Source organism: Bacillus sp. BD59S (assembly GCF_007363175.1).
GTDB lineage: Bacteria > Bacillota > Bacilli > Bacillales > Bacillaceae_G > Bacillus_A > Bacillus_A pacificus.
In genome coordinates, this window is record NZ_CP034686.1 from 2174055 (window position 1) to 2192434 (window position 18380).

General features: G+C 33.7%; 18 protein-coding genes. 14 read left to right on the plus strand and 4 right to left on the minus strand.

Going from position 1 to position 18380, the window contains the following annotated elements:
* Window positions 1-606: 606 nt before the first annotated feature.
* Window positions 607-1239, minus strand: a complete 633-nt coding sequence (locus EKQ63_RS13235) for a cupin domain-containing protein (RefSeq protein WP_143881120.1) — start codon at window positions 1237-1239, stop codon at window positions 607-609.
* A 179-nt stretch (window positions 1240-1418) separates the two neighbouring features.
* The gene (locus EKQ63_RS13240; RefSeq protein WP_088309795.1) at window positions 1419-2807 is read right to left on the minus strand and encodes an HD domain-containing protein; all 1389 of its coding nucleotides are present in this window, start codon (window positions 2805-2807) and stop codon (window positions 1419-1421) included.
* A 204-nt stretch (window positions 2808-3011) separates the two neighbouring features.
* Between EKQ63_RS13240 and EKQ63_RS13245 the strand changes: the two genes are divergently transcribed.
* From EKQ63_RS13245 to EKQ63_RS13255, 3 genes are all read left to right on the plus strand, one after another.
* The gene (locus EKQ63_RS13245; RefSeq protein WP_000010316.1) at window positions 3012-3317 is read left to right on the plus strand and encodes a luciferase domain-containing protein; all 306 of its coding nucleotides are present in this window, start codon (window positions 3012-3014) and stop codon (window positions 3315-3317) included.
* A gap of 93 nt (window positions 3318-3410) precedes the next feature.
* On the plus strand, window positions 3411-4721 hold the full coding sequence (locus EKQ63_RS13250; protein WP_143881121.1) for a phytoene desaturase family protein: 1311 nt from the start codon (window positions 3411-3413) through the stop codon (window positions 4719-4721).
* On the plus strand, window positions 4699-5568 hold the full coding sequence (locus EKQ63_RS13255; RefSeq protein ID WP_087952552.1) for an RNA polymerase sigma-70 factor: 870 nt from the start codon (window positions 4699-4701) through the stop codon (window positions 5566-5568). Before EKQ63_RS13250 ends, EKQ63_RS13255 begins: the two co-directional genes overlap by 23 nt.
* A 36-nt stretch (window positions 5569-5604) precedes the next feature.
* Here the strand turns inward: EKQ63_RS13255 and EKQ63_RS29895 are convergent, their stop codons facing one another.
* On the minus strand, window positions 5605-5763 hold the full coding sequence (locus tag EKQ63_RS29895) for a hypothetical protein (RefSeq protein ID WP_001100983.1): 159 nt from the start codon (window positions 5761-5763) through the stop codon (window positions 5605-5607).
* A gap of 303 nt (window positions 5764-6066) precedes the next feature.
* Here EKQ63_RS29895 and EKQ63_RS13260 point away from each other — a divergent pair, with 303 nt between their 5' ends.
* The 3 genes from EKQ63_RS13260 (at window position 6067) to EKQ63_RS13270 (ending at window position 8944) form a co-directional block, all read left to right on the plus strand.
* The gene (locus tag EKQ63_RS13260) at window positions 6067-6660 is read left to right on the plus strand and encodes an O-methyltransferase (protein ID WP_087952554.1); all 594 of its coding nucleotides are present in this window, start codon (window positions 6067-6069) and stop codon (window positions 6658-6660) included.
* Window positions 6661-6973: 313 nt separating this feature from the next.
* A complete protein-coding gene (locus tag EKQ63_RS13265) occupies window positions 6974-8086 on the plus strand; it encodes a toxic anion resistance protein (protein WP_000137402.1) in 1113 nt (370 codons plus the stop codon).
* Window positions 8087-8110: 24 nt separating this feature from the next.
* A complete protein-coding gene (locus tag EKQ63_RS13270) occupies window positions 8111-8944 on the plus strand; it encodes a DUF3974 domain-containing protein (RefSeq protein ID WP_029438331.1) in 834 nt (277 codons plus the stop codon).
* A gap of 53 nt (window positions 8945-8997) precedes the next feature.
* Here the strand turns inward: EKQ63_RS13270 and EKQ63_RS13275 are convergent, their stop codons facing one another.
* Window positions 8998-10557: a glycoside hydrolase family 10-like protein gene (locus EKQ63_RS13275; RefSeq protein WP_143881122.1), complete on the minus strand. Its 1560-nt coding sequence runs from the start codon at window positions 10555-10557 to the stop codon at window positions 8998-9000.
* 227 nt (window positions 10558-10784) lie between these two features.
* Between EKQ63_RS13275 and EKQ63_RS13280 the strand changes: the two genes are divergently transcribed.
* The 8 genes from EKQ63_RS13280 to tdcB all read left to right on the plus strand — a co-directional run bounded on the left by EKQ63_RS13280 (window position 10785) and on the right by tdcB (window position 18246).
* The gene (locus EKQ63_RS13280; RefSeq protein ID WP_087952558.1) at window positions 10785-11090 is read left to right on the plus strand and encodes a PTS sugar transporter subunit IIB; all 306 of its coding nucleotides are present in this window, start codon (window positions 10785-10787) and stop codon (window positions 11088-11090) included.
* 11 nt (window positions 11091-11101) lie between these two features.
* On the plus strand, window positions 11102-12385 hold the full coding sequence (locus EKQ63_RS13285; RefSeq protein WP_087952560.1) for a PTS sugar transporter subunit IIC: 1284 nt from the start codon (window positions 11102-11104) through the stop codon (window positions 12383-12385).
* A gap of 79 nt (window positions 12386-12464) precedes the next feature.
* Window positions 12465-12731, plus strand: coding sequence for a hypothetical protein (locus tag EKQ63_RS13290; protein WP_087952562.1), 267 nt, complete (start codon window positions 12465-12467; stop codon window positions 12729-12731).
* A 22-nt stretch (window positions 12732-12753) separates the two neighbouring features.
* Window positions 12754-13902, plus strand: coding sequence for an anhydro-N-acetylmuramic acid kinase AnmK (gene anmK, locus EKQ63_RS13295; protein ID WP_087996811.1), 1149 nt, complete (start codon window positions 12754-12756; stop codon window positions 13900-13902).
* A 20-nt stretch (window positions 13903-13922) separates the two neighbouring features.
* Entirely contained in the window at window positions 13923-14822 is a 900-nt protein-coding gene (locus tag EKQ63_RS13300) for a BadF/BadG/BcrA/BcrD ATPase family protein (protein ID WP_143881123.1), read from the plus strand.
* Window positions 14823-14956: 134 nt separating this feature from the next.
* Window positions 14957-15505, plus strand: coding sequence for a glycerol-3-phosphate 1-O-acyltransferase PlsY (plsY, locus tag EKQ63_RS13305; protein ID WP_087952567.1), 549 nt, complete (start codon window positions 14957-14959; stop codon window positions 15503-15505).
* Window positions 15506-15574: 69 nt separating this feature from the next.
* Complete coding sequence (locus EKQ63_RS13310; RefSeq protein WP_143881124.1) at window positions 15575-17158, plus strand: aminotransferase class V-fold PLP-dependent enzyme; 1584 nt, start codon at window positions 15575-15577, stop codon at window positions 17156-17158.
* A gap of 86 nt (window positions 17159-17244) precedes the next feature.
* The gene (gene tdcB, locus EKQ63_RS13315) at window positions 17245-18246 is read left to right on the plus strand and encodes a bifunctional threonine ammonia-lyase/L-serine ammonia-lyase TdcB (protein ID WP_087952572.1); all 1002 of its coding nucleotides are present in this window, start codon (window positions 17245-17247) and stop codon (window positions 18244-18246) included.
* The last annotated feature ends 134 nt before the right edge of the window (window positions 18247-18380 follow it).

Below are 18380 nucleotides of genomic sequence, written 5' to 3' on the forward strand. Positions count from 1 at the left end.
GAAATTTGAACTGGCATTTGTATATAGCCCTTCCTAATTGTATTAGGAAGGGCTATATTTTATGGAAAGATAGGTGATAAATCAATTGAGAAAGTACTCTTTGTTAAAAAAATCAAAATTTATGATTTATAATCTATTGTTTATGGAATAAGTTATAGGATATGAAAAATTATCTATAAATAAAAAAGATGAATTCTATTAAAAATAGAATTCATCTTTTAAATAAAAGGAATAAAAGGGAAGTAATTTATTTATCGTGAGCGTTGCAATGTTATTGTTCAAATTAATAATAAACTATTTGTTTTTATTACAGTTACATCCTTTTTTCTTTACATAGCCTTGCTGGGCTAAGTCTCTTTGTGATTGGGAATTGGAAGATTGAGAATTTGAGGATTGAGAGGATGCGGATGAACTACTATTTTTATTATGAGAGTAGTTTTTTCGATAGTTATAATTACTCATAGTACTATCACCTCCAATTAAATATATAAATATTATATGCATGTACTCTATTAATTGTTACGAAAATAAATAGGAATGGGGGATACAATAAAAAATCTCCTGCGTATTTTCCGAGGAGATAAATCATTTTTTTTATATTATAAATTAATATCCCCAGTAAAGAGGAAAATAATACGAATCTTGGTAATATAAATTTTGTTGTGGATTAGGAGGCTGATTTGGAGCGTTTATCGTTCCGCGATTTTGATTACAGTTTGCTGGGGGACCAATTACTGTAGTGGATTGAATAGGGGACACCGCTTGCTTCCATTGTTGTTCATCGAGACAGTAAGTATGAGCCATCATATTAGGAGGGGTTAACCTTAAAATATCAGAACCAAAAATAACTTCCGGTGTTGGGGCATCGAAAATAGCTAATAAATGAGTATTATCTGCTGTAGCAATTTCATAATGCCACCACGCTTGTGGAATATTTGCAACTTGCCCCGGTTTTATTGGTAAGTTTAATATTTGATTTGTAAAAGGGTTAAGTAAAGAAACAATCGCAGAGCCTGAAATACAGTAAACAAGTTCAGCTGCATTTTGATGAATATGCGGTTCTACAACATTACCTGAACTTAAATAAATATCTAATAAAGAAGTGTTTTCTAAAGTGTTTAATTGTTTCATGCCAAGTACATTTATATAATTCTGGGCATCTTTCTGAAAAAAATTACTTTTATTTAAATCATAAGTGAAATTAGTTGAGGGGGAGGTGTAGTCGATATTAGAAGTCAATTGTATTACCTGCCTTTCTATTAGTAAGTAAGGTTATAAAATTAGGATATGTGTCTAGTGTTTGTTATGTGCGTTTGTTGGTATCATAATAAATTTGCCTATGCCATAAAGAATATGGGTTGTATTTCGTATTTTGAATAACAGACCAATCCTTTTTCATAGAGGTATTGGTCTGTTATTCAAGATAGTTTTTGCTGAATAATTAATTGTGCTTTAGCGGTATTGGCGTAATTTAGCCACTCTAATGCCAAGTTTTGTTTTAAACCAAAATGGATTTCTATGATGTCAAAATGAGATACCTTTGTTTTAAGTGGAACAGGTATACCGTTTACTTTTGCATTTTTCATTTTATGTGCAATTTTTGGAAATGCAGAGAAAGTAAAATCAATAATTGTAGCACCATCTGGTAAATAAATAGGCTGTAAATCTGAAGTATAAGCCGTTATGGTATTTTCAAATAGTTCGTACGATACTAGATTGTGGAACGCAATTGGATCTGTAGTTAATAAATTGTTATGCACAATTGTATCATTCATTATTTTATAAGATATGGATTGGACATTTGCAGTTCTATTATTTAATAAAGAAAAAATGCCGTTATCTTTTAATGTTTTTGCTAATTGTGTTTGAATGATAATTGTTTGTTCAGTATTATTCATATTGACTTTAGTTTTTAAATTGTTATTAAAATAGCTATTTTCAAGTGCTATATTGTCTTCGAAATAGTTTATAGTTGGATTGTATAATTGATGTATCATTCCAAGGATTTTATAGCAATCTAGTACACTTGTAGTTGTAATACAAATTTGTGAAACCTCTGATACGTTTTGTATTTCTTGTAATTGTGAGTAAGCAGTATAAATCGGAGGGAACTCATAGCTTATTTCAAATGAAAGGTTAGTATCACAAAAAGAATGAATTCCTTTGCTTAAATCGGTTATATTTTTTTGAAGATGTGGAACATATCCCGTTAAGAATTTAAGTACCTTGCTATATCTTTCTTTATGTAAATATTGAAAAGCAAGATTTTCTAATTCATACTGGATTGTATATAATCCAAGTCGCTTTGCAAGTGGCGCAAAAAGTGTTAATGTTTCATTCGCATATGCTACTTGTTTCGCGGGTTTTTTAACATTCAAAGTTTTTATATTATGAAGGCGATCTATAACTTTAATAATGCCAACACGTATATCATGTTGAGAGGATAATAGTAATTTTTTAAAATTAATTGCTTCGTATAATACTTTGTTTTGATCTTGTTGTTTTTTCCCTTTTGTTAATCCATTTACAATATATCGAATAGTCGCACCAAAATGTGATTCGATTTCTTCTAGAGAATATTCGGTATCTTCTACAACATCGTGTAATAAAGCAGCAATCAATGTTGTAATGTCAGCTTTATAATTTAGCAGTATTTCTGTAATTGCGAAAGGATGAATAATATATGGTTCTCCAGTTTGACGGTATTGTCCATCATGTGCTTGCTCTGCAAAATATATAGCTTTTTTCAAGCGTTTTAATTCATGAGATTGTAGATAATTTGCCTTTTGTAATAATACCTCGCTCATATAAATCCGTCCCTTAAAATTATTTTTAATAGTAATTCTATATAATAGAATAAATCCCCTTTGAAATTATTTTAATTATGTAAAAAATAAAGGTGTTGAGATGAAACTATATTCGTATATCCATTCATACTTTGGATTGATGGAAAAAAGTAAAGAACGTGTTAATTTAATATTACATCAATCATTAATAAGGGGTGAAGGTTCATGTCATTTAGTGAAATGATTAGAAATGAAGTGCTTGGCTGGGCAGGTGTCTCTGAAAAACCGCATCGATTTGGCGGCATTGAAATAAATTATGGCAAGAAAGAACTTGGTCATCTGCATGGAGATAAGTTAGTTGATTTACCATTTCCAAAGTTAAAGCGGGATGAATTAGTAAAACAAGGATTGGTCAAACCACATCACGTATTACCTGAATCAGGATGGATAAGTTATTATATAAAGAGTGAAGAGGATATACCATTTGCAATTGAGTTATTTCGTATGCAATATGACCGAATAAAAAAATAATGAAATAAAATAGATGAGTAAAAATATATTTTCATGTCACATCCCTCCTTAATCGTTCGTCTTGTATGTAGAACGATAAGGAGGGATTTTATTATGAAGAAATTTGATGTAGCAATTGTTGGTGGTGGCCTTGCTGGATTAACAGCATCTATATATTTAGCGAAAGCTGGAAGAAAAGTGATTGTATTAGAAAAGTCCAGTCGCTTTGGTGGTCGAGGGATGACTATTAATAAAAATGGGATCTGTATGAATCTTGGTGCACACGCCTTATATAGAGGAGGAGCCGCATTTTTAACTTTTAATGAGCTCGGTATGAATCTACCGGGTGGAATTCCATCTACAAAAGCACATGGAATATGGAAAGGGGATATATTCACCATCCCAACAGATTTCCGCTCAATTTTATCAACACCACTACTTGCGTGGTCTGCAAAAGTACAATTCTCACGTCTTATGATTCGTTTAGGGAATTTAGATGTAAGAAAAGTTCAAAAAGTGAGCCTAACTACATGGGCAGAAAATGAAATAAAAGATCCAATGGTTCGCAATATATTTTATGCGCTATGCCGAACAACAACATATACGTTTGCTCCTACAATACAATTAGCATCATCTGTACTAAAGCAAATACAGCTTTCGATAAAAGATGGGGTATTTTATGTAGATGGTGGCTGGGAGACGATAATAACAAAATTAAGAGACATTGCGAATCATGCCGGGGTGCAATTTTTGGATAAAAAGAATGTTTTGGAAATAGAGCATTACGAAGATAAACAAAGAATATATTGTTTTGATGATGAGGTATTTGAAGTGGGTACAGTCATTGTGACGACTCCACCGAAAGAAGCTTGTAACATAATTAAAGGTGTGGAAGGAACAAGTTTGCATAGATGGAGTGAACAATCGGTACCGGTTACTGTTGCTGCATTAGATATTGGTTTAAGACGATTACCTAATCCGACACATCAATTTGCATTAGGGTTAGATCAGCCTATATTTTTCACGAATCAATCAAGAGCAGCTAAATTAAGTGATGATGGATCAATTGCAGTGAGTTTAATTAAGTACCATAATCCTGTACTAGAGATGAAACATACTCATGAAGATAAAGAACAGTTAGAAAGTACAATGGATTTGCTACATCCAAATTGGAAAAGAGAAGTTGTTGCACAGCAATATTTACCGAAAATAACGGTAGTATATGATTTTCCTCATATAAACCGAGTTGAAAACCCAGCTCCTAATATCCCTGAAATGCCAGGTATTTACGTGGCAGGTGATTGGACTGGGCATGATGAAATATTAGCTGATGCTGCAGTAGCAAGTGGAAAACGTGCAGCATTACACATTTTAAAGCAATTAGAAAGTGAGGGAGTTCATCATGGAAACGGAGCAATTATATGAAGCGTATCAACCATTATTATTTTCGTTAGCATATAGAATCCTTGGGAGTGTTATGGATGCTGAGGATATCGTTCAGGATGTATTTATCTCGCTAAATAATATAGAAGATCTTCAGTCTATAGAAAATATGAAAGCATATTTGTGTAAGATGGCGACAAATCGTTCAATTGATAAATTACGTTCGGCAGCGCATAAACGTAACGTGTACGTAGGGATGTGGTTACCAGAGCCACTTGTAGAAGAAAGCGATGAGCCATCAGAGTCATTTGTTATGAAAGAATCCCTTTCCACAGCATATTTATTGCTTTTACAACAACTGTCTGAGGTAGAAAGGATTGTTTTTATATTAAGAGAGGTTTTCAGTTATGAATATGAAGAAATAGCTTCGATTGTTGATAAGAGTAGTGTGAACTGTAGGAAGATCTTTCAACGCGCAAGAAATAGTATATTAGATAAGCCGAAACAATCAACATTAAGTACGAAGAAAATGGCTGCTTATGTTGAAAAATTTGTATCATCATTACAGTGCGGGGATGCGCAAGGTATGTTAGAAGTATTAAAAACAGATGCGATATTGAAAGCAGATGGTGGTGGTAAAGTTACAACTGCGATTCATCCAATTTACTCTGCGGATCGAATTATACGTTTATTCTTTGGAATAGGGAAGAAGTTCCCGATAGAGTACGATGTTGATTATAAGATAGTAAATGGTGCCCCAGGTGTTATTGTTAAAGTGAAAAATAAGGTGACTTATGTGCTTTCATTTACATTTGAGAATGAAAAAATTTCAAACATTTATATGATGGTTAATCCGGAAAAACTTATGCACTTAAATGTAATAGTATAAAAAAAGACGCATTTCTTTAGAAGTGCGTCTTTTTTATTATTTCTCTAACATTTCAAGAGGTACGTCTTTTTCGCCGGCTACCTCAAATTTAATTTCTCCGTCTTCTTCATAAATACGTGAAATAATCGGTATAGTAATCATTAATTTTTTATGCTGCTTTCGCTTTCGAGCGGCATCTAAGCTAATCACGTTCATTATAAGCATCCTTTCTTCTAAAATTATATAAACAAAAGAAAATGCGTCCGGAAAGGGCGCTTAATTGAATTTGAAATACCGATTCATTTAAATGAGGTTTATATGATTTAACAACTGCAATTGAATTAAAAATAGTATGAATGGAATAATTGCACGTAGAAATTAACTTTACCAAAAAACGAAACAATATGCTATAAAAAATTTCAAATCTTTATCATATAACGAGAAAAAGGTTTTCGTTTCGCATATAATGAAAGTAGACGGGCAACGAGAGCTTTTTCATCATATTGCTGTGGAAAGGCGATGAAAAGAATGGATACGTTAGATTCATTATTATTTCAACTTGAACAATATGGAGAAGAGCATGATCGAAATAAAAAAACACGGGAAGAAAAATTACGGAATATTTCTCGTGAGATGGGGCAATTTTTATCAATTTTAGTAAAAGGCTGTAGTGCAAAAAACATTTTGGAAATTGGAACTTCTAATGGTTATTCTACATTGTGGTTAGCTAATGCGGCAGAAGAAACTAATGGAAATGTAACAACTGTAGAACTTTCTTCAGAACGAGTGGGAGAGGCACTTGCCAATTTTGAAAAGGCAAATCTTTTACAAAGGATTGATGTTCACAATCAAGAAGCAGGGGCATTTTTAGATTCACAACTAGATCATTCATTTGATTTTATTTTCCTAGATTCAGAGCGTACGCAATACATGTGGTGGCTGGAGCATATAAAACGCATTTTACAACCAAAAGGTCTTCTTGTTGTCGATAATGCTACTTCTCATGCGAGTGAATTAGCCGAGTTTATAAACATGATTGAAGAAGATGAAATGTTTGAAACAGTATTATTGGCATTTCAAAATGGTGCATTTGTAGCGCGTAAGAAGAAATAGGATTGAGCGTAATATAATTATCACATTGAAAAAGGGTGTATGTCAAAAGATTGAGTGCAGTAGTATGGGAAGGACGTAATTTATATACGTAACATACGAAGAATCCGCCTTGAGCATGTCGGTCTCTAGGTCTTAAGTCTGAGGAAAATTATGTTGTTTACAGGTATACTGATAGTAAGAAACAGGGAATGACTGCATAAGCAGGTATTTCTTGAAAATTGATTTCATATAGGCTGTTTGCAAATGAAATACAATATATTAGATGAAATATAGTGCACATAAATTCGCACATATAAATAAAGGAGCGATTTTGTTGACTGAACTCGAGAAAAAAGAACCCGTATCAATTGTGAAAGATAATAATGTAGAAGTAGTAGTTGATACAGTAATAAAAGATGAAGAACTTGATGAATTAAATAAAGAAGCTGATCTTTATGTACAAAAGTTGAATAGCGAGCAAAATACAGATTTATCGAAAGTATTGTCTCAGCTAGGAGATTTAGGGGATAAAGAACAGCAAGCAGCAGGACAAACGCTATCAGCATTAAAACGTCCTGTCACAGCGATGATGAATGGAAAGAATGAAGAAATTCCAAATACGTTGTTAGAATTACGCAAAGTAGTATCAGAGCTTGATCCAAATTCACTAAAAGCAAGTGGTATGAAGAAAATTATGTTTAAAGTATTCAAGAAAAACCCACTTGAAACATACGTGCATAAATATCAATCCATAGATAAGCAAATTGAGGAGATTATAAGATCGCTTCTAATTGGTCGTGATAATTTACAAGAAGATACAGTTGGTCTTGAAATGCTTAAAGAGCAATCACACGATAAAATTCACGCGCTTGATAAGCAAGTATACTTAGGGAAAAAACTTGCTGGCATGCTGGAAGCTGAGAAACAAAATCCAGAACGTCAAAGAGATATTCCATTAATTAATGATGCATTAGAAAAGATTTTAGTGCGTACACGTAATATGCAGCAAGCGAAAAGTGTGTTATTACAATCTATCGCATCAGTAGACATTATTAAGAAAAATAATGAAAAGTTAACAGAGGCAATTCGTAATGCAATTACGATGACGCAAAACGTTGTAACAGTTTCTGCTGCTATCCAGTTAGCATTAACAAATCAACGTAAAACAATTGATGCAGTGAATGCAACAAATGAAGCAATTGAATCCATGGTATTAAGTAACTCACAAGCATTAAAACAAAATACAGAAGAAACAACAAAACTTCTTGAAAATCCTGCAATTAGCATGGACAAATTACGCGAGTCATTCCAAAACGTATTCGCTGCAATTGAAGCTTCTGAGAAATCATCAGAACGTATTATCGAGTCAAGTAAGAAGTTTGTTATTGAACTAGACACATTTAATGATGAAATGAAACAAAAACTCATTCAGCGTCCAAGGAAATAACAGACTTTTAGAGGAGGTGAAAAAATGAGTTTCATTCAAACCGTATTAGTACTATTGGGTACATTACTTTTAATCGCTTTTACTGTTGTTGTTTTAGTTGTATATTTCGGACGTAAACTGTATTTTTCATGGACGAAGCCATATAAAAGAGCACACGATTCTTTAGATAAGTTATCGAATAAATCATTACCGTTTCTACAAGAATTTACACAACATCCACTCTTTTATCGCTGGATTCGTACGGAAGGAAAGAAAGAACAACATATATTAAACACGCTTTTCTGTGCATCGGGTCAACGTACGAGAGAGCAAGTATTCTCAATGTTACCGAAAGAAAAACAGAAAAAAGTACATGTAATGGCAAAAACGACGAAAAAGCTTACTAATGAAGATATTGATGTAGCAGCGATGAAAGTAAAAGATTTTTTAAGACAAGAAACGCAGCAAACAGTAAAACCGACAGACTTATCGTTTTATAAATTGTATTTTTATGATCGATATCCAGATGCATTAAATACAATTCAAGCGTATAAACGCTCAATAAATCCTTCATTACAACGAACGGTTGATGAAATTACAATTTCAGTATTAAATGCCTTACCGTATTATCAGGAGCAGCGTATGTTTGAACAACAACATAAACTCGAAACGTTCTTAATGAAAGATTTAACAGCGATGCTATCTTTAGTGGTGCAATTACCACCTTCACAACGACCAGAAAAAGAAGAAGAATTAAAAATCTACTTGCAAAATTTCCAAAAAGAAATGGAAGAAGTAGAGCGAGATATTCGTGACTCGATTGATCACGATTTGAATGTGAAGATGAGAGCAGCGACTGAGAAGTTTAAGAATAAATAAAAAAGGCGCCTTAAAGCTATAATACTTAGCTTTAAGGCGTTTTTTATTACCTGTTATTTTGCTGTAACGGTAGTATGACTAGATGCAACACTTTCATTATGCAATCGATCAACCGCAGTTACTACATACGTATACGTCTCACCAGAAATAACTGCTTTATCTACATAAATTTCTCCAAGTTTTGTTTTTCTTACAGTAGTAAGTAAATTTTTCGGATTTTGTATATCCACTTCATTTTTTCCATTCACACGGTAAATGGCGTAATAAGCAGAGTCATTCTCTCTATTATCAATGATACCTATAGCAACCCCTTCATCTCTTGGAATGGCACCTTTTAAAGTAGGTTGTTTTGGTGGTTCATGATCAAGCCAAGGCATAGGTGGGACTAATGCAGGATGTTTATATATGTCTTTTGAGAGTATATCTTTCACTCCTAATGGGTTGTTATTAATATCTTTTAAGCTAAAATGCATACTACCTTTAATTTGAGGATATAGCCGGTTTAATGCAATCTGTCTTGGATATTCTTCAGGATCAGACCAAGCGGGGACAGAGTTATTATTAATTTTATAGGCTGCCTGACCGATGTATAGGTGGATCGGTTTATTATTTGTTTCTTTTACCCACCAATCTACTAATATGTCATACGCAGCAGGAGTGAAACCTATATTCCAATATATTTGCGGTGTGATGTAGTCAATGTAACCTTTTTGTATCCACTCACGTGTATCAGCATAAAGGTCATCATAGTTTCTTTGGCCGGCAGTTGTGTTAGAGCCAGTCGGATCATCAGCTATATTTCGCCATACGCCAAATGGGCTAATGCCAAATTTCACATATGACTTTTCTTGTTTAATAGCAGTATTTAAATCTCTTACAAGTTCATTTACATTGTCACGTCGCCAATCTTCTATATTTGTAAATCTACCGTTATTATATAATTCGTACGTTTTTTGATCGGGGAATTGTTCACCCACCACTTTATATGGATAAAAATAATCATCCATATGCAATGCATCAACATCGTAATTTTGTACGATTTCTAAAGCACCTTCAGTTATAAACTTTTTCACTTCTGGAATACCGGGATTGTAATATAATTTTCCGCCATAAGGTACAACCCAATCCGGGTGCTGTCTTGCAGGGTGATTATTTGATAATCGATTTATATCAGTGTGATTCATTGTTATTCGGTATGGATTAATCCATGCGTGGAATTCTATATTTCTTTTATGTGCTTCTTCAATCATAAATGCTAGTGGGTCGTATCCGGGATTTTTTCCTTGTGTACCGGTAATATATTCAGACCAAGGGCCGTAATTGGAAGGATAAAAGGCATCAGCAGTTGGTTTTATTTGTACAATGACTGCATTCATACCAGTGTTTTTTACATCGTCTAATAATTTAATAAATTCTTGTTTTTGATTTTCAATTGGTAAGCCAGTTTTTGAGGGCCAATCAATATTAAGAACAGATGCGATCCATACAGCACGTAATTCGTGTTTTTTGTACGTAGAAGTTACTTCAGCATAAGTAGAGTGAGGGGAAATGAATGAGAAAGGGATAATCAAGATGACGATGCAACATATCATAAATAAACGTTTAACGATCATGTATACGCCTCCCTATCATATGATTATCTAAGATAATATACGAGGTGAGGTTGGCCTTGCAATAGAGAAAATTGTATGTTGAAACATTAATTTAATAGGAAAAATATTTTTAATGAAATTTACTTTCAGTATAACTAAATTCATTTACTACTTCATATGCTTGTTAGTAAAGTGAAACTTCCTTTCATTTGAAGGGTAGTAAATTATAAGTATAGGAGGATTCATAAATGAAGGTTTTGTTCGTTTGTTCTGGAGGAATGTCCAGCGCAATTGTTGTAAACGCTTTAAAAAAGGAGGCAGAGAAAAAGGGTATGAACATGGAAGTGCATGCGATTGGAACAAGTGAGGTGGAAGACGAAGTAAAGAATGGTTGGGATGTTGTAATGGTTGCACCACAAGTTAGACACCGATTTGTCTCTGTAAAAAAATTTGCAGAAGAGGAGTCTATTCCATGTGGTATCATTCCGCCGCAAGCATATACGCCTCTTGGTGGACCGACTTTATTAAAGACTGTAAATGATTTAATTCGTTAGGGGGAACCGTTATGAATAAGTTTGTCACGTTTCTTGATAAAAACTTATCTGGACCGATGGCAAGACTTTCTGAACAGAGACATTTACAAGCAATCCGTGATGGAGTTATTTCGGCGTTACCATTTATCATTGTAGGAAGTTTCTTTTTAATCGTAGCATTTCCACCATTACCGAAAGATAGTTTCATATCAGTTTGGGCATTAAAAAATCAAACAAGTATATTAATACCATATCGGTTAACGATGTTTATTATGTCTTTATATATAGCATTTGGAATAGGATATAATTTAGCGAAAAGTTATAAGTTAGATGCTTTATCGGGAGCTCAGCTAGCGGTATGTTCACTGCTATTAACATTAACGCCTGAATTAATTGATAAAAAAGGATTTATGCTTCCGATGACAAATCTCGGAGGTCATGGATTATTCGTGACGATGATTGTTTCTATTTTATCCGTAGAGATTTTAAGGTTTTGTAAGACGAAAAATGTAATGATTAAAATGCCAGAACAAGTACCGCCATCTGTGTCGCGTTCATTTGAAGCACTTATACCTGCTGCATTCGTTATTATTATAATGAGTCTAGTAACTGTCGTTTTTAACATTGATTTACACCATGTCGTTGATAAATTAGCAGCACCATTAGTAAAAGCTGGGGATAGTTACTTCGGTGTAATGATTCCAGTGTTTTTAATTACGTTTTTTTGGTCATTTGGAATCCATGGTGTGTCGGTTGTGGGAACTGTTGCTCGGCCATTATGGGAAGTTTACCTAGGGAAAAATGGTGAAGCAGTTGCTAGTGGAGCAGATCAGTTGCCATTTATTTCACCAGAGCCGTTATATCAATGGTTTATATGGATTGGAGGTTCTGGCGCGACATTAGGGCTTGTTTTAGCTATGATTGTATTTGGTCGATCAAAATATTCGAAAGCATTATCAAGAACTTGTATTGTTCCGGGTATTTTTAATATTAATGAGCCAGTCATATTCGGATTACCGATTGTGCTAAATCCAATTTTAATTATCCCATTTATCATTACACCACTTGTAACAGCAACTGTTGCATATTCAGCAACTGCGATGGGATTTGTAACGCCAACACATATTATGCCACCGTGGACATTACCAGCTCCAATTGGTGCGTATTTAGCTACAGGCGGAGATTGGCGTGCAATAGTATTAGTTTTTATAAATATAGCAATATCGTTCCTTATATATTTACCATTCTTTAAAATGTACGACAAAAATATGCTTGAAATTGAGAAGAATGGTGAAGGGGAATCTGTTAATCCATAATCTTTATGCTTTAATTTATGAGTGATAGGTATTTTGCCTATCACTTCTTTCACATGAAGTCCAGAGAGGATGAAATGGAATGAATATAAAATTTAGTTATAAAGGTGTATTTTTATTATTATTTGGAGTGATATGTGCGAATTTACTTTTTGTGCCTTTATTAAGAATGCTACATCTATCACAAATGCATAGTATATGGCTCGTTTCAAGCATTGCGGCAAGCATTTTGCTTACAGTAGTTGTTTCTTTCATCGATGGCTCGTTTGCATCGAAAGCTCAGTTGTTTTTTAGATTTATATTCTTTTCAATCGGTTGTACGTTTGTAACTTACATGATTGTTTTTTAATAAATAGGAGGTTATGCATGTTATGTATGTTGCAGGGGTAATGTCTGGTACTTCGTTAGACGGTATAGATGTAGCACTCGTTCATATAGAAGGAAGCGGTGTAGGTTCTAAAGTTGAACTCATCCATTTTACTACTGTGCCATTTAGTAATGATATAAAAAATGAGATTCAGCAAGTATTATCAATAGAAAATTCAAATGTCCAACTCATATGTAGTTTGAATTTTAAGTTGGGTTTATGTTTCGCTAAAGCCGTAAAGGAAGTTTGTAATGAGGCCAATTTTCCTTTAGGACAATTAGATTTAATTGGTTCTCACGGACAAACGATTTACCATCAGCCAAAGCAAGATGGTAATATGATATCTTCCACATTGCAAATTGGGGAACCTGCAGTAATAGCATATGAAACGAATACGACGGTCATCTCGAATTTCCGAACGATGGACATGGCAGCAGGAGGACAAGGTGCACCACTTGTGCCATATTCAGAGATTATTTTGTATCGGCATTCAACTAAAAATAGATTACTACAAAATATTGGCGGGATTGGTAATGTGACAGTAATGCCAAGTCATCTAAGTGATAAGAGCGTTATAGCTTTTGATACTGGTCCAGGAAATATGGTAATGGATGAAGTATGTCAAAGGTTATTTCAGTTGCCATATGATCAAAATGGTGAGATTGCAAAAAAGGGAGTAGTTGTAGATGAAATTTTGACATATTGTATGAACCATCCATTTTTGAAAATGCATCCACCGAAATCAACTGGTAGAGAACAGTTTGGAGAAGAATTTGTAAGTGAGTTATTGAAGCGGTATGAAAAGCATAGAAAAGAAAATATATTGACGACTGTCACGATGTTTACAGCAAGTTCAATTGTTCATCATTATAAGGAGTTTATTTTGCCGTATTATGAAATCGGTGAGGTAATTGTAGGCGGTGGCGGCAGTTATAATAGCACACTTGTTGAAATGATACGGTATGGATTGAAGGATGAAAAATGTAAAATATTCATTCAAGAAGATATAGGCTATTCTTCAGAGGCGAAAGAAGCAATCGCCTTTGCAATTTTAGCAAACGAAACGCATCATCGTAATCCGAGTAATGTGCCAAGCGCAACAGGTGCAAAGAAATCTGTAATTTTAGGGAATGTAACGTACCCTTCAATATGAAGAAAATGAGGAGAACGTATATGAAGTATATGATTGGAGTAGATGGCGGGGGAACGAAGACAGAAGCGATTGCGTTTGATAAAGACGGAAATGAACTTGTAAGAGCTACCAGTGGATTTGGAAACATATTAATAGATCTTGAAGAAGCTCTTGTGCATATTATGGAAGCGATTGATCAATGCCAGAAAGAGTTATTAAACGGGCATTGCGTTTGTATTTGTTTAGGATTAGCGGGTGTAAGCGGAGCAAATACAAATGAATTAACAATACGTTTAAAAAAGAAGTATGGAATACAAATTGCAATTTTTAATGATGCAATGATAGCGCATGCAGCCGCTTTAGAAGGGAAGGATGGAATTTTAACAATTGGCGGTACAGGTGCAATTTGTCTTGGAAAGAAAGGAGAAGTGTACGAGTATAGTGGGGGATGGGGACATATTTTAGGAGATGAAGGAAGCGGATATTGGATTGCATTACAAGGTTTAAAAAGAATGGCAAATCAATTTGATCAAGGAGTTAGACTCTGTCCATTAAGCTTAAGAATTCAAGACGAGTTTCAACTTTTGACAGCGTCTCATATAAAAAGGCTAGTATATAGATCTTCAAAAGATAAAGTTGCAGCAATCACACCATTAGTTATTCGGGAAGCTAGAAATGGAAATGATGCTGCACATGAAATTATGATGCAGGCTGGAAAGGAATTAGCAAGGATTACGATAGATGTTTATAACAAGATGCAGTTTGATTTATCAGCTTTAATTGCGGTAAGTGGCAGCATATTACGTTTAGTACCTGAAATATATGATGAATTTAAGAAATGTTGTGAGAAAAGTATAGGAGAAGTTACATTTGTATCACAATCCGAACCAGCAGTGAATGGAACATATTATTTAATGAAGAATAAATATTTTAAAATATAAATGCATGAGAATTTTTGTATGATTTGTAAAAATATGATGTTAAAATATATAAAGGAATGTAAAGCAAGAAAAGTACAATATACATAGTCATTGAATATTGTATAAGTATTCCTATGTAGAAAGTGAATGATTACATGATTAATAGTATACAATTTTTGTATTTGGTCGCTTCTTATTTGTTTGGAAACATATTGACCGCTTATATAGTAACGAAATGGAGACATAACATTGATATTCGGAATGAAGGAAGCGGGAATCCTGGCGCAAGAAATATGGGGCGCGTATACGGAAAAGGTTATTTTATCGCTACATTTTTAGGTGATGCAATTAAAGGGGCAATTGTTGTTGCAGTAGCAAAATATCTTTTTGATGATCCTACATTTGTAATGTTAACATTATTGGCCGTTATTATTGGACATATTTACCCAGTTTTATTTAAAGGTAAGGGCGGTAAAGGTATTTCAACATTTATTGGAGGATTAATCGCATTTGACTATTTGATAGCGCTTACTCTCGCTGCTGTTTTCATTATATTTTATTTAATCTTTAAAGGGTTTACGAAGCCAGGGTTAATTACAATCGCTTGTTTGCCAGTGTGCATGATTTTGTATTCTTATTCTATTGTTACGACTATTTTTAGTGCTCTTATCATTGTACTTATTTTATATGTAAATCGGGAATGAAATGAATTTTTAATAAGTGGGGTTAAGCTCCACTTATCATTTTTATTAAATACATAAAGGAGAAAAGGCATGGGGTTAATTTATAAAGTTGCTGATCAAGCTTGGGAATTTGAACATATGCATAAATTGAATTATAAAACATTTGTAGAAGAAATTCCGCAACATGAAGAAACGAAAGAGCGTGTTCGTATTGATCGTTTTCATGATGAAAATACATATTTAATTTGTTTAGATGACAATAAGTTAGTAGGTATGGTCGCGTTGCGAGGAAAACGACCATTCTCGTTAGATTATAAAATTTCAAATTTAGATTTTTATTTGAAAGAATATGGAGAAAATGTATATGAAATTCGTTTACTCTCAGTAGAACGTCAATATCGAAATGGAAGAGCATTGTTAGGACTAATCCGCTTTTTACATCGTTATTTGCTTCTAAATGGATATGAATTAGCACTCATTTCTGCGACAACACGTGAACTACCTTTATATGAGCAAATGGGATTCAAATCTTTCCATACGTTAGTTGGTACTGAAGAAGCAGCCTTCCAGCCAATGTATGTTACTCCTGCTATGTTTGAAGAGTCGAGTGTTGGGGGCATTATGACGAAAGAATATACGTTTTTACCTGGTCCAGTAGATATTGAAGAAAATGTTCGAAAGGCATTTTCTACTAAGCCGATTTCACATCGTTCTAAGTCATTTCATGTGACGATGGAAAATGTGAAAAAACGTTTACTACAAATGACAAAAGCAAAACGTGTGCAAATCATGTTAGGAACAGGGACGTTAGCGAATGATGCGATTGCTTTACAGTTACGTTCTGTAAAAGGGAAAGGACTAGTATTAACAAATGGGGAATTTGGTAATAGGTTAGTTGGACATGCAACACGCGCAGAGTTACATTTTGATACGTACAAAAAAGAAATGGGAGAACCGTTTATTTATACTGAATTAGAAAAAATAATGGAAACAGGAAATTATGAATGGGTTTGGTTTGTTCACCATGAAACATCAACCGGAATGTTAAATGATTTAGACGAACTAAATGTTTTATGTGAAAAGTATAAAGTGAAACTATGTGTAGATTGCATTAGCTCAATTGGAGCAATATCGATAGATTTGAAAGATGTATATTTTGCAAGTGGTGTTAGTGGAAAGGCAATTAAATCGTTTACTGGATTATCTTTCGTTTTTTATAATCACAATGTGAAAGTAAATGAGACATTACCGGCCTATATGGATATTGGCATGTACGAAGAAAATGACAGTATTCCATATTCTCATTCATGGAATTTAATGTATGCATTGCAAGAAGCCTTAAAAAGATTTGATGATGAACTGGCATTTGAAAAAATAAAAGAGACGTATGCATATATTGAACAAGTTATTACTACTATGGGTTTAAAACTTGTTTCACCTAAAGAACATGCTGCGCCAATCATACTTACCATTCAATTAAAAGAAGGTCAGTCTTCTAAAGATGTAGGCGATGCGTTAGCATTACAAGGATATATCGTCCATTATGAATCAGCGTATTTACAAAAGAATAATTGGATTCAAATTGCATGCCTAAATCATTATAAAGAACGTGATTTGAAGAGGATGTTAAACTGTCTGCAAATGTGTATATTACAGAGTGAGGTACATATTTAAAAACTTTTTCTTAATATAGATGGTTTCGTATAAAGGAGCTACGACTTACGAAAACTTAGGAATAGAACATTGGAAGAGGTGTTAGTATGATAACTAAAAAATTACCATTACATATAGACGATATTAAAAAAGCTCAAAACATTTTGGATAGAAATGCACGTAAAACTCCATTAGTAAAATCATTTTATTTGACTAGTAAAACCGGCGGAGAAATTCACTTGAAACTAGAAAATATGCAATTAACGGGTTCTTTTAAATTTCGTGGTGCGTTTAATAAAATGTCACAGCTGACAGATCAAGAAAAAGAGAGAGGCGTAATTGCATGTTCAGCAGGTAATCATGCACAAGGAGTTGCATTATCTGCTCATTTACTTGGTATAAAGAGTAAAATTGTAATGCCAATTTCTGCCCCTCAGGCGAAAGTTGATGCAACGAAAGGATATGGATCTGAAGTGGTTTTACATGGTGAAACCTTTGATGATGCAAAGGCAAAATGTGAAGAGATAATAAGGGAAACAGGTGAAACATATTTACATCCATATGATGATGTAGAGGTAATGGCTGGTCAAGGTACAATTGGATTAGATATTCTTGATGATATGTGGGATGTTGATACAATAATTGTTCCTATTGGCGGAGGTGGAATTATTTCTGGTATTGCTGTAGCATTGAAATCTTTTAATCCATCAATCAATATAATTGGTGTACAAGCAGAAAATGTTCATGGGATGAAGGCATCTTATGACAAAGGTACAATTGTAGAACATTATGAGGCACCTACTATAGCAGATGGTTGTGCAGTTAAAATACCAGGGGAACTAACATTTGAAATTGTAAAAGAATTAGTAGATGATATTGTAACAGTATCGGAAAAAGAGCTAGAAGTAGCGATGAAAGACTTATTACAGCGTGGTAAAGCTGTTGTAGAAGGTGCAGGTGCTTTAGCTACTGCTGCTCTACTTGCAGGGAAAGTGGATACATATATTAAAGAGAAAAAAGTAGTAGCGGTTATATCTGGTGGGAACGTAGACTTACAGCGTATTTCAAGTGTTTGTGAGCACTTTTTTGTCGCTAATGAAGTGAAATAGTTTTATAAAAGAAGAGCTAAGAGAAATAGTCTTAGCTCTTCTATTTTGTCTATTGTATAATACAAGTTGTAATATTTACCGTTTAGTAAATTATTTTATTTAATAATTTGTTTTTACGGATACCTCAAATAATT

Bases quoted from the DNA above. Each gene is read 5' to 3' on its own strand.
- EKQ63_RS13240 (WP_088309795.1), bottom strand. From the start codon at position 2,807: ATGAGCGAGGTATTATTACAAAAGGCAAATTATCTACAATCTCATGAA.
- EKQ63_RS13245 (WP_000010316.1), top strand. From the start codon at position 3,012: ATGTCATTTAGTGAAATGATTAGAAATGAAGTGCTTGGCTGGGCAGGT.
- EKQ63_RS13250 (WP_143881121.1), top strand. From the start codon at position 3,411: ATGAAGAAATTTGATGTAGCAATTGTTGGTGGTGGCCTTGCTGGATTA.
- EKQ63_RS13255 (WP_087952552.1), top strand. From the start codon at position 4,699: ATGGAAACGGAGCAATTATATGAAGCGTATCAACCATTATTATTTTCG.
- EKQ63_RS29895 (WP_001100983.1), bottom strand. From the start codon at position 5,763: ATGAACGTGATTAGCTTAGATGCCGCTCGAAAGCGAAAGCAGCATAAA.
- EKQ63_RS13260 (WP_087952554.1), top strand. From the start codon at position 6,067: ATGAAAAGAATGGATACGTTAGATTCATTATTATTTCAACTTGAACAA.
- EKQ63_RS13270 (WP_029438331.1), top strand. From the start codon at position 8,111: ATGAGTTTCATTCAAACCGTATTAGTACTATTGGGTACATTACTTTTA.
- EKQ63_RS13275 (WP_143881122.1), bottom strand. From the start codon at position 10,557: ATGATCGTTAAACGTTTATTTATGATATGTTGCATCGTCATCTTGATT.
- EKQ63_RS13280 (WP_087952558.1), top strand. From the start codon at position 10,785: ATGAAGGTTTTGTTCGTTTGTTCTGGAGGAATGTCCAGCGCAATTGTT.
- EKQ63_RS13285 (WP_087952560.1), top strand. From the start codon at position 11,102: ATGAATAAGTTTGTCACGTTTCTTGATAAAAACTTATCTGGACCGATG.
- EKQ63_RS13290 (WP_087952562.1), top strand. From the start codon at position 12,465: ATGAATATAAAATTTAGTTATAAAGGTGTATTTTTATTATTATTTGGA.
- anmK (WP_087996811.1), top strand. From the start codon at position 12,754: ATGTATGTTGCAGGGGTAATGTCTGGTACTTCGTTAGACGGTATAGAT.
- EKQ63_RS13300 (WP_143881123.1), top strand. From the start codon at position 13,923: ATGAAGTATATGATTGGAGTAGATGGCGGGGGAACGAAGACAGAAGCG.
- plsY (WP_087952567.1), top strand. From the start codon at position 14,957: ATGATTAATAGTATACAATTTTTGTATTTGGTCGCTTCTTATTTGTTT.
- EKQ63_RS13310 (WP_143881124.1), top strand. From the start codon at position 15,575: ATGGGGTTAATTTATAAAGTTGCTGATCAAGCTTGGGAATTTGAACAT.
- tdcB (WP_087952572.1), top strand. From the start codon at position 17,245: ATGATAACTAAAAAATTACCATTACATATAGACGATATTAAAAAAGCT.